The organism is Nakamurella sp. (genome assembly GCF_048594475.1).
In the GTDB taxonomy this organism is placed as follows: domain Bacteria; phylum Actinomycetota; class Actinomycetes; order Mycobacteriales; family Nakamurellaceae; genus Nakamurella.
The window spans coordinates 1-9,974 of record NZ_JBMDXT010000356.1 but is presented as its reverse complement, the minus strand read 5'-3'; the positions used below and the strand labels follow the sequence as shown (position 1 = coordinate 9,974).

Below are 9,974 nucleotides of genomic sequence, written 5' to 3'. Positions count from 1 at the left end.
TCTTCCGCCCGCCCTACGTGGGCGGGCGCGGCTGGATCGGCGTGTACCTGGACATCGATCTGGACCAGGACGGCTGGGCCGACATTGCCGAGATCGTCGCTGCCGCGCACGCGGTGGTGACGGCGCCGCCGCGGCGGGGGTGAGCTCATGCCGGGTCGGGTACGGCGGCTGCCGGACCCAGGGCCACGATCGCGTCGAGGCCGTCGACCTCGTCGACCGACTTGTCGTCCCGGTAGCGCAGCACCCGGGCGAACCGCAGCGCGACGCCGCCCGGGTAGCGGGTCGAGGCCTGCACCCCGTCGATCGCGATCTCGGCGACCAGCGGAGGGTCGACGTACACCGTGGTCTTCGTGCGCCGTGCCTCCCGGGCCAGGAACTGCTCGGTCTGCCAGGTGAGCATCGCGTCGGTGAGCCCCTTGAAGGTCTTGCCCAGCATCACCAGCTCGCCGGTGCGCGGGTCGCGGGCGGCCAGATGCAGGTTGGACAGCCAGCCGGTGCGCCGCCCGTAGCCCCATTCGGCGGCGATCACGGCCAGGTCGAAGGTGTGCCGGGGTTTGAGCTTGATCCAGCCCGAGTCCCGGCGGCCGGCCGCGTAGGGCGCGTGCAGCTTCTTGACCACCGCGCCCTCGAAACCGGCCCGGACGGCGCCGGCGAACGCCGCCTCGACCGCGGCCAGGTCCGGCGCGACGGTGCGCGGCACGATCAGCTCGGCGGGCAGGACCGCCCGCATGACCTCGGCCCGCTCGACCAACGGCTCGTCGAGCAGGTCCCGGCCGTCGACGTGCAGCAGGTCGAAGCAGAACAGGGTGAGCGGCAGCGGGGCACCGGCGGCCGAGGGCTCGGCCGCCTTGGTCGCGGTCCGGGCCGCGATCTGCTGGAACGGCACCGGGCGGCCGGCCGCGTCGACGGCCAGCACCTCACCGTCCAGCACCAGCTGCCGGGCCGGGAGCGACGCCACGGCGGTGACGATGTCGGGCAGCCGGTCGGTGATGTCGTCCAGGCTGCGGGTGTAGAGCCGGATCCGATCGCCGTCGCGGTGCACCTGCACGCGGATCCCGTCGAGCTTGGTGTCGACCAGCGCGGGCAGGCCCGACTTCTCCACCGCGGCGGCCGGATCCGGCGCCGCGGCGGCCAGCATCGGCCGGACCGGGACGCCGACCTGCAGGCCGACGCTTGTCAGCCCGTCCAGGCCGTCGGCGACCAGCCGCCGGGCCGCGGCGGCGGTCGAGCCGAGCAGCATCGACGCCCGTTGGACGGCGGCGGCCGGCACCCCGAACGCCTCGGCCAACCCGTCCTGCACCAGGGAATCCAGCGCGCCCTGGCGGATCTCGTCGAACACCAGCCCCCGGAGCAACCGCTGCTCACCCTCGGTGGCCCGGGCGAACAACGCCTCGACGGCACCCGCCCGCAGTGCCGCCGACCCGGCCCCGCCGATCGCGGCGATCCCCGCGAACGCGTCGTCGACCGCGCGCACGGTCAGCGTCGGCTCGGCGGCGGCGGAGGGAAGCGAGGACAGTGAACTCCAACCGACGCCGGTCCGCCGCTGTCGCAGCGTGCCGGACAGGTAGGTGACGACCAGGTCGATCTCGTCCGGATCGGCCGTTCGGATCGCGGCGGCGAGCAGCGCGCGTTTGGCCAGCCGGGAGCGGGTGGCCCCGACGGCGGCGGACGCGGTGGCGAGGTCGGCGAACAGCACCGGTCCATCGTGGCGCACAGGTACGACACCGGGGCGCGGCGGCCGCGGCGGGGGATCGGCACCGGTGATCCCCCGAACGGGCAGTTGCCGCGGCCGGCGGGTCGTGATCTGGTGGGGTCGACCCGATCCGGGGAGGTGTCGATGGCCGCGCGACCGCTAGCTCAGGCGACGCGGCGCCCGGACCCGAAGCGCGGGGCCGCCGTCGCGGAACCCGCCCCGGCGCCGGCGGGCGGTCCGGCCGGCGTTCCCGTGCCGGGGGTGACCGTCACCGGCCCGCAGCCAGGGGTCGTGGCTCCGCTGCGCCGGTCGGCCCCGACCGGCGATCCGCTCGGTGGCCGTCCGATCGGCAGCGACCTGAGCACCGTCCTGGACCGCCGACGGGGCGCCGGGCGGCCGCTGCCGGCGGGCCCGGCCCGCGCCCTGGCCAGCGCGGTGGGCGCCGATCTCGACCGGGTGCGGATCCACACGGGGCCCGAGCCGGCCGCGTTGGCCCGATCGGTCCAGGCCGTGGCCTTCACCCGGGGGTCGGACATCTATTTCGGGGCGGGCGCCTACGCCCCCGGCACGGCGAGCGGTCAACGGGTGCTCGCCCACGAATTGGCCCACACGGTCCAGCCGGCGGGCGGCGCCGGCGCGGTCATCGGCCGAGCCGCCGACCCGGCCGAGGTGGACGCGGACCGCCGCGCCGACCACGCCCTGGACGTGCTGCGGCGCCGCACCCCCGGCCCGTCCGACACGCCGGACCCGGCCGGCACCGGAGCGGCCGAGGCCACCCCCGTCTTGCGCCGGCTGGTGGGCTTCGAGGTGGAGATCAGCGTGCCGACGATGTCGTCTGCGGTCGCCACCACGCTGCACGCCCTGCCCGGCGGTGCGCCGCCGACGCCGCACATCGGCACCTTCTTCGGTGGCGGGCTGACCTACAAGCAGGAGCTGGGCTACCTGCCCGGCCCGGACGGGACGCGCATCTCCCTGACGCCGGACCACAACGGCCTCGGAGCCAAGGGTGCGGAATTCTTCGCCGCGATCACCGAGATGAGCCCGGCGGCCACGCTGGGGGCCACCTATGTGGAGCTGAGCAACCTGGAATACGGCACCCCGGCGCTGGACGAACTGGCGGCCGGCGCGGATGCCCGGTTCCTGGCGATGGCCACGACGATCGACGAGCACGTCAAGAAGATCATCGACGCGGACCCGCGCAAGGTGGTGACCGCCATCCCCGGCACCCGCGGATTCGCCGCCGGCATGCCGCAGCAGGACATGGTGGGGTGGCTGCGCCCGGCGGACAAGACGGACCGTTTCAAGACCGCCTGGGCCGGCCTGCGGGACATGATCAAGTGGGAGATGTACGTGCAGGCGACGGTCGGCGTCCTGCCGACCGGCCTGCCCGCGCTGTACGACCAGCAGGCCAAGGACATGCCGGACGACGACATCCCGAGCACCTCGCTGGCGGCCATCAAGGACGCTATGACCGCCGTCAGCACCCTGTCCGCGACGTTCGACACCCAACCGTTCGTCAAGGATTTCGCCGGTCTCAAGCGGGGCGATCTGCTGTCCCTGCGGGGCGTGCTGACCATGGCCGCGTCCTATGCCGTCGGCAATGCCCTGGGGCGGACCAGCCTGATGAGCGACACCGCGAAGAACAGCGTGCAGATGCTGCTCAAGCTGGACCGGGTGGGCCTGTCGGCGGACGCGATGACCACCGTCGCGCGACGGCTCAAGGGCAAACAGGACGAGGAGAAGTTCCGCGAGTTCGCCGACGCGGTCACGGTCTGGATCCACCAGATGCCGCAGACCTGGCTCGAGCACTGGACCGCCGAACCCTACGAGGCCGACGTCGTCCGGCCGCCCATCTACGGTCGCAAGGGCATGGACCCGTTCGACGCCACCAAGGCGCTGATCACCGATCTGTTGACCGGCACGTCGACCATTGCGGTGATCGGCCCGGGCGCCGAGGGTCGGTTGCCCCGGCCGGATCCCGTTCCCGCCGCCATCGCCGACATCTCGGGCGGCCAGACCGGGGTCCCGCTGGAGTTCCGGTGGATCACCGAGTTCCCCGACGGGCCGGGCAAGCTCTGGCCGGTGTTCGCCAAGGTGCTGGCGGATGTGCGGGCCGCCAACCTGCAGCTGGTTCCGGAGGAGCGGCGCCGGTCCATCCTGGCCGCCGTGGCCGGGCGCTGACGCGGGTGGTCAGCCGGCCGGCGGCGGGCCCGCCGCGCGCCGACCGGCGCGCAGCAGCCGGGCCGAGGCCAGGGTGCCCGCGGCCGCCCCGGCCGCGAGCACCGGGATGACCAGGAAGGCCGACTGCACCCCGACCGAGTCCGACAGCGTGGCCACGCCGAACGGGCCGAGGCCGGAGGCCAGCCCGACGCCCACCGACAGCACCGCCACCGCCCGGTCGGGGTGGCCGCCGGACGCGGTGCTCGCCATCGACGCGCCGAGCGGGTACTGCCCGCCCAGACCCAGGCCCAGGACCAGCAGGCCGGCCACGGACAGCGCCGCGGAGTCCGACAGCCAGGTCAGCGCCCACCCGGCGACGCTCACCGCGCCGCCGGCCAGGAACAGCGATAGCGGCGACCAGCGGCGGGCCAGCGGCGCCAGGACCAGCCGACCGAGCGCCATCCCGCCGACCACCGCGGTCACCATTCCCGACGCCGCCCCCGGCGACATCCCGGTGCGCCGGACGAGCAGGTCCGGGGTCCAGGTGATCAGGCAGAACTCGACCGCCACCGCGAAGACCACGGCGAGCATCGCCGGCCAGTAGGCCCGGGGGAAGCCGCGGACCGAGAACCCGCCGGCCCCGACGGGGCGGGCGGCGTAGGTCGGAACCGCCCGTTGCCGGCCGATCAGCAGGAACGCCGCCGCGGCGAACGGCACGACCAGGATCAGCGCCGCCCGCCAGGTCAGACCCAGGGCGGTGGCCGCGGCCACGGCCAACGGCGTGATCAACCCGACGCCGGCCGCCGCGGCGTTGGCCAGGGTCAACACCGCGGGCCCGGACCGCCCGTGGTGCTCCTGCAGCACCGTCGTCGACACGTTGAGCGCCAGCCCCCCGGCCAGCCCGATCACCAGCATCACCGGCAGGGTGACCGCCAGTTCCGCCCCCTTCACCAGGGACCCGGCGCACAGCACGACCACCCCGGTCGCCACCACCACGACCGCCCGCCGGGCCAACCCGAACCGGGCCCACCGGCGGACCAGCCCGACCCCGACGAACCCGGCCAGCACGACGCCGGCGGCCAGCATCAGCGAGTGCACGCCGGCGACCGAACTGGACACCCCCAGCTCGTCGCGGAACAGCGGGATGGACGGCCCGATGCCGTACAGGAACCAGGTGTAGGTGCACAGGGTGACGATGGCGGCGGCCGACGCGGCATCGGGACGATCCGGGGCGTCCGGCAGCGACCGGGTCGATTCGGTGATGGCGATGTCCTCGGGTCGAACGGCTGTCTCGGCGGCCTTGCTCCGCCCGGACCAGCCTGCCATGCCGAGCCGCCCGGTCCGGCCGAGCGGCCGGGGCCGGCCGGTCGGGGGACACTGGCCGGGTGATACCGCGACGCGTGGCGGGCGCGTTGATCCTGGTCGTGGGCCTGACCGTGGCCCTCGTGCTGCCCGCGGTCGCCGGGCGACGGATCACCGGGACGGCGTCCCGACCGCCCGTCCCGGACCCACCGGTGGTGGGCGACTGCCTGACGGCTCCACTGGCTTGGGCCGCGTCCCCGCTGATCCTGCCGGTGGTCCTGGCCACCGCACCGGTCGCGGCCTGCTCCGCCACGCCGGGGTCGTCGTTCGGCGAGGTCGTGCTGGTCACCCGGCCGGCGGCGCCGGCCGCACTGGGTGCCTTCGAGTGGGACGACTGCGCCGCGCCGCTGCAGACCTACCTGGGGTGGCCGTCGAGCCGGTGGCGGCCGGCCCCATCGGCGGTCCTCGCGCTGCTCGGTCCGGACGCCGAGCAGGTCGAGGTGGGGCAGGCCTGGGTCGCCTGTGCGATCACCACCGGGGCGCTGGGGTACGCCGGGTCGGTCCGGGACGGGTTCGGGCCGGCCGCCGACCGCTACGGCGACTGCGACCCCACGCGGCCGTTCGACCCGGCGCCCCGGCCCTGCGACGAGCCGCACGAGCAGGAGGCGATCGGGCGGGCGGTGGTCGGGTTCGACGACCTGGCCGGTTTGGACGCGTCCTGCGCCGACCTGGTTCGCCGGCGCACCGGGCTGCCCGATCCGACCGCGGGCGGCCGGCTGGCCGTGCTCGTCGCCCCCGTCGACCCGAACACCGTCCCGCCCGACGTCAGCGCCGGTGGTCAGACGATGACCTGCGGGGTCCGGGTGGTCGGGCCGGGCAAGCTGACGGCCTCGCTGGTCGGGATCGGCGACCGGCCGCTTCCGTTGTCCTGACATCCGGCCGGCCCCGCCCGGGCGGCCGCCGGAGGGCCGGCCCGGCCCTGGACGCGCCGCGTCGCTCGCCTGAGGCGGCGCGGCCGTCAGGAATAGGCCTCGAGCACCCGCGCGGACAGCCGGGGCCAGACCTGCGCCGCCCACGGCCCGAACGCCGTATCGGACAGGGAGACGCAGGCCAGGTCGACGGACCGGTCGACCCAGATGAAGGACCCGGACTGGCCGAAGTGGCCGAACGTGGCCGGCGAGTTGCCCGGGGCGGTCCAGTGCGGGCTCTTGTCGGAGCGGATCTCACAGCCCAGGCCCCAGTCGTTGTGCTGCTGCTTGCCGAAGCCGGGCAGCACGCCGGACAGCCCGGGGTAGGCCAGGGTGGAGACGAGCCGGACGACCTCGGGCATCAGCAGCCGGGGTCGCAGAAGTTCCCAGGCCAGGGTGGCCAGGTCCTCGATCGACCCGCGGGCGCCGTGGGCCGGCGGCCCGACGAGCGCGGTGTCGGACATGTCCAGCAGGCCCAGCACCCGCTCCTCGAGGTGGTCGTGGAACCGCTGGTCCCCGGCCTGCTCGAGATGGTGTGCCGCGACGTCGATGCCGTGGTTGGAGTAGATGCGCCGGGTCCCCGGCGCGGCCATGATCCGGTCCCCGTCGGGCGACAGGCCGGACGCGTGCGACAGCAGGTGCCGCAGGGTCGAACCGGGCGGCCCGACCTCGTCGTCCAGGTCGACCACGCCCTCCACGCTCGCGTCCAGCACCGTCAGTGCGGTCAGGATCTTGGTCACCGACGCCCAGGGATGGGCCTGCCCGTCGTCGACCACGTCGATCACGCCCTGCGGCCCGATCACCGCCACCGACGCGGACCCGACCGGCCAATCGGCGATCTCCGCCTGCAGATCCATCGCGTGCCATCCCTTCCGACCCGGGCGGGGCCGGACCCCGGGTGAGTGTGCCAGCATCGCATCCGTGGTCGACAACGGTGACGCCAAGCGGATCGCCCTGCTGGACGACACGGCGATCGAGCGGGATCCGCTCCTGGACGCCGCGATCGGCCCCGCCCTGCTCGCGGCCGCCGGCCGGACCGATGGCCCGGACCGGCTGCGCCTGTACCGGACCGCGCCCACTGTCGGGTTCAGCGGCCGGGACTGCGCGACGCCGGGGATCGAGGCGGCCGCCGCGGCGGCCCGCGCCGCCGGGTTCACCCCCGTGCGCCGCGGTCCCGGCGGCCGGGCCGCCGCGTACCACCGGGGCGCCCTGTGCCTGGACCACGTCGCCGCCGACGACGACGGCCGCACCGACATCCGCGCCCGGTTCATCGGCTTCGGCGAGCTGCTGGTGGACGCGCTCCGGGCGGTCGGCACGGACGCCCGGCTCGGTCCGGTGCCGGGGGAGTACTGCCCGGGCGAGTTCAGCATCAACGACGGGCACGGGCACAAGCTGGTGGGCACGGCGCAGCGGCTGGTCCGCGGGGCGTGGCTGTTCGGCACGGTCATCCTGGTGACCGGCAGCGCCCCGGTCCGGTCGGTGCTGGTCGACGCGTACCGGGCGCTCGGTCTGGACTGGAATCCGGACACCGTCGGCTCGGTCGAGGACACCGTGCCCGGGGTGAGCGTGGCGGACGTCCACCGGGCGGTGCTCGATGCGTACGCCGGCCTGGGCGAGCTGGTGCCCGACGAGCTCCCGCCGGCCGTCCTGGCCGACGCCGAGGGCCGCAGGGGGCAGCACCGCGCCGAGTCCACGCGGGGCTGACCCGAGGCGTCCGCGCCGTCCGGCCGGTCCGGATCCATGCGCGGGAATAGATCGTCGACGGGACGAGTTGACGCGGGCAGAACCTAGTTGATTTCTCAACTAAAGTTGATCGGTCAGCGGCAGGGGTTCGACCGGAGCGATCGAAGGAGCGGGTCATGCAGTTCGGAATCTTCACCGTCGGTGATGTCACCACCGATCCGACCACCGGGCGCACGCCCACCGAGCACGAGCGCATCAAGGCGATGGTGACCATCGCCAAGAAGGCCGAGGATGTCGGGCTCGACGTCTTCGCCACCGGCGAGCATCACAACCCGCCGTTCGTGCCGTCATCGCCGACCACCATGCTCGGCTACATCGCGGCGCAGACCGAGAAGATCATCCTGTCCACCTCGACCACGCTGATCACCACGAACGACCCGGTCAAGATCGCCGAGGACTTCGCGATGCTGCAGCACCTGGCCGACGGCCGGGTCGACCTGATGATGGGTCGGGGCAATACCGGCCCCGTCTACCCGTGGTTCGGGCAGGACATCACCAAGGGCATCGAGCTGGCGGTGGAGAACTACGACCTGGTCCGCCGGCTGTGGCGCGAGGACGTCGTGGACTGGAAGGGCCGCTTCCGCACCGCGCTGCGCGGCTTCACCTCCACCCCGCGTCCGCTGGACGACGTGCCGCCGTTCGTCTGGCACGGCTCCATCCGCAGCCCGGAGATCGCCGAGCAGGCCGCCTACTACGGTGACGGCTTCTTCGCCAACCACATCTTCTGGCCGACCAACCACTTCCAGCGGCTGATCCAGCTCTACCGGACCCGGTTCGAGCATTACGGTCACGGCACCGCCGATCAGGCGATCGTGGGGCTGGGGGGCCAGGTGTTCATGGCCCGCACCTCCCAGGACGCGATCCGTCGGTTCCGGCCGTACTTCGACAACGCCCCGGTCTACGGGCACGGGCCGTCGTTGGAGGACTTCATGGAGATGACGCCGCTGACGGTCGGCAGCCCGCAGCAGGTGATCGACCGGACGCTGACCTTCCGCGAGTCGTTCGGCGACTACCAGCGCCAGCTGTTCCTGATGGACCACGCCGGCCTGCCGCTGTCCACCGTGCTGGAGCAGCTCGACCTGCTCGGGGAGATCGTGCCGACGTTGCGCGCCGAGTTCGACTCGCTGCGTCCCGCCCACGTGCCGGACGGTCCGACCCACCCGGCGCTGGTCGCCGCGCGTGACGCGGCCGCCGTTCGCGCGGCCGCCGAGGCCGACACCACGGATGCGCAGAAGGTGTCGGCATGAGCGAACGTGCGAGCGAATCATCCACATGGTTGGCGGCATCGTCGGTCTCGACGAGCCGGCGAGTCGACCCGGAGGTGTCGGCATGAGCGAGCGTGCGAGCGAATCATCAACACGGTTGGCGGCATCGTCGGTGTCGACGAGCCGGCGAGTCGACCCGGAGGTGTCGGCATGACGACCTACACCGTCGCCGTGGTCACGGCCGGGCTGAGCGACCCGTCGTCGACCAGGTTGCTGGGGGACCGGCTGGCCCAGGCGGTCCGCCGGGACGGCGCCCGTCGCGGCGTGCGCGTCGAGATCGTCGACGTGCCGCTGCGGGACCTGGCCCGGCCCATCGCCGACACGTTCGTCACCGGCTTCGCCCCGCCGGCCCTCCAGGCGGCGCTGGAATCGGTGTATGCCGCCGACGCGCTGATCGCGGTCACGCCGGTGTTCAGTGCGTCCTACAGCGGGCTGTTCAAGTCGTTCTTCGACGCGGCCGACCCGCAGGGCTTCGTCGGCAAGCCGGTGCTGCTGGCCGCGACCGGTGGGTCGGCCCGGCACTCCCTGGTGCTGGACCACGCGCTGCGGCCGCTGTTCGCCTACCTCAAGGCCGAGCCGGTGGCCACCGGCGTGTTCGCCGCGACCGCCGATTTCGGGGCCGGCACGGACTCGGCGGCGGGTGATCTGGATCGCCGGATCGAGCGGGCGGGAAGCCAGCTGCTGACCGCCCTGGCCGCGGCCGCGCCGTCCGTCGTCACCCCGCCCGCCGCCGCGGCCGAGCCGCCCCCGGACCTGGAGGACGAGATCGCCGACGACGCCGTGCAGCGCGCCGCGCGGGTCCACCTGGGTCCGGAGCCGTCCCGGGTCGAGGCGCGCCGACGC

Annotated in this window: 8 protein-coding genes; 5 read left to right on the top strand and 3 right to left on the bottom strand. The window is 74.0% G+C overall.

Annotated features, from left to right (window positions below; all coding sequences use genetic code 11):
* Positions 1-145: 145 nt before the first annotated feature.
* Positions 146-1,696, bottom strand: coding sequence for an ATP-dependent DNA ligase (locus ACOJUF_RS16095; RefSeq protein WP_420122839.1), 1,551 nt, complete (start codon positions 1,694-1,696; stop codon positions 146-148).
* Between the two features lie 258 nt (positions 1,697-1,954).
* Here ACOJUF_RS16095 and ACOJUF_RS16090 point away from each other — a divergent pair, with 258 nt between their 5' ends.
* The gene (locus ACOJUF_RS16090; RefSeq protein ID WP_420122838.1) at positions 1,955-3,874 is read left to right on the top strand and encodes a DUF4157 domain-containing protein; all 1,920 of its coding nucleotides are present in this window, start codon (positions 1,955-1,957) and stop codon (positions 3,872-3,874) included.
* 9 nt (positions 3,875-3,883) lie between these two features.
* Here ACOJUF_RS16090 and ACOJUF_RS16085 read toward each other — a convergent pair whose 3' ends face one another.
* Complete coding sequence (locus tag ACOJUF_RS16085; RefSeq protein WP_420122837.1) at positions 3,884-5,179, bottom strand: MFS transporter; 1,296 nt, start codon at positions 5,177-5,179, stop codon at positions 3,884-3,886.
* A gap of 59 nt (positions 5,180-5,238) precedes the next feature.
* Between ACOJUF_RS16085 and ACOJUF_RS16080 the strand changes: the two genes are divergently transcribed.
* Positions 5,239-6,087, top strand: coding sequence for a hypothetical protein (locus tag ACOJUF_RS16080; RefSeq protein WP_420122836.1), 849 nt, complete (start codon positions 5,239-5,241; stop codon positions 6,085-6,087).
* An 86-nt stretch (positions 6,088-6,173) separates the two neighbouring features.
* On the opposite strand, the gene ACOJUF_RS16075 is transcribed toward ACOJUF_RS16080, so the two are convergent.
* Positions 6,174-6,980: a serine hydrolase domain-containing protein gene (locus ACOJUF_RS16075; protein WP_420122835.1), complete on the bottom strand. Its 807-nt coding sequence runs from the start codon at positions 6,978-6,980 to the stop codon at positions 6,174-6,176.
* A gap of 64 nt (positions 6,981-7,044) precedes the next feature.
* On the opposite strand from ACOJUF_RS16075, the gene ACOJUF_RS16070 reads away from it, so the two are divergent.
* From ACOJUF_RS16070 to ACOJUF_RS16060, 3 genes are all read left to right on the top strand, one after another.
* Entirely contained in the window at positions 7,045-7,827 is a 783-nt protein-coding gene (locus tag ACOJUF_RS16070; RefSeq protein WP_420122834.1) for a lipoate--protein ligase family protein, read from the top strand.
* A 155-nt stretch (positions 7,828-7,982) separates the two neighbouring features.
* Entirely contained in the window at positions 7,983-9,113 is a 1,131-nt protein-coding gene (locus ACOJUF_RS16065) for an LLM class flavin-dependent oxidoreductase (RefSeq protein WP_420122833.1), read from the top strand.
* 168 nt (positions 9,114-9,281) lie between these two features.
* On the top strand, positions 9,282-9,974 hold a 693-nt coding region (locus ACOJUF_RS16060), incomplete at its 3' end, for a CE1759 family FMN reductase (protein WP_420122832.1).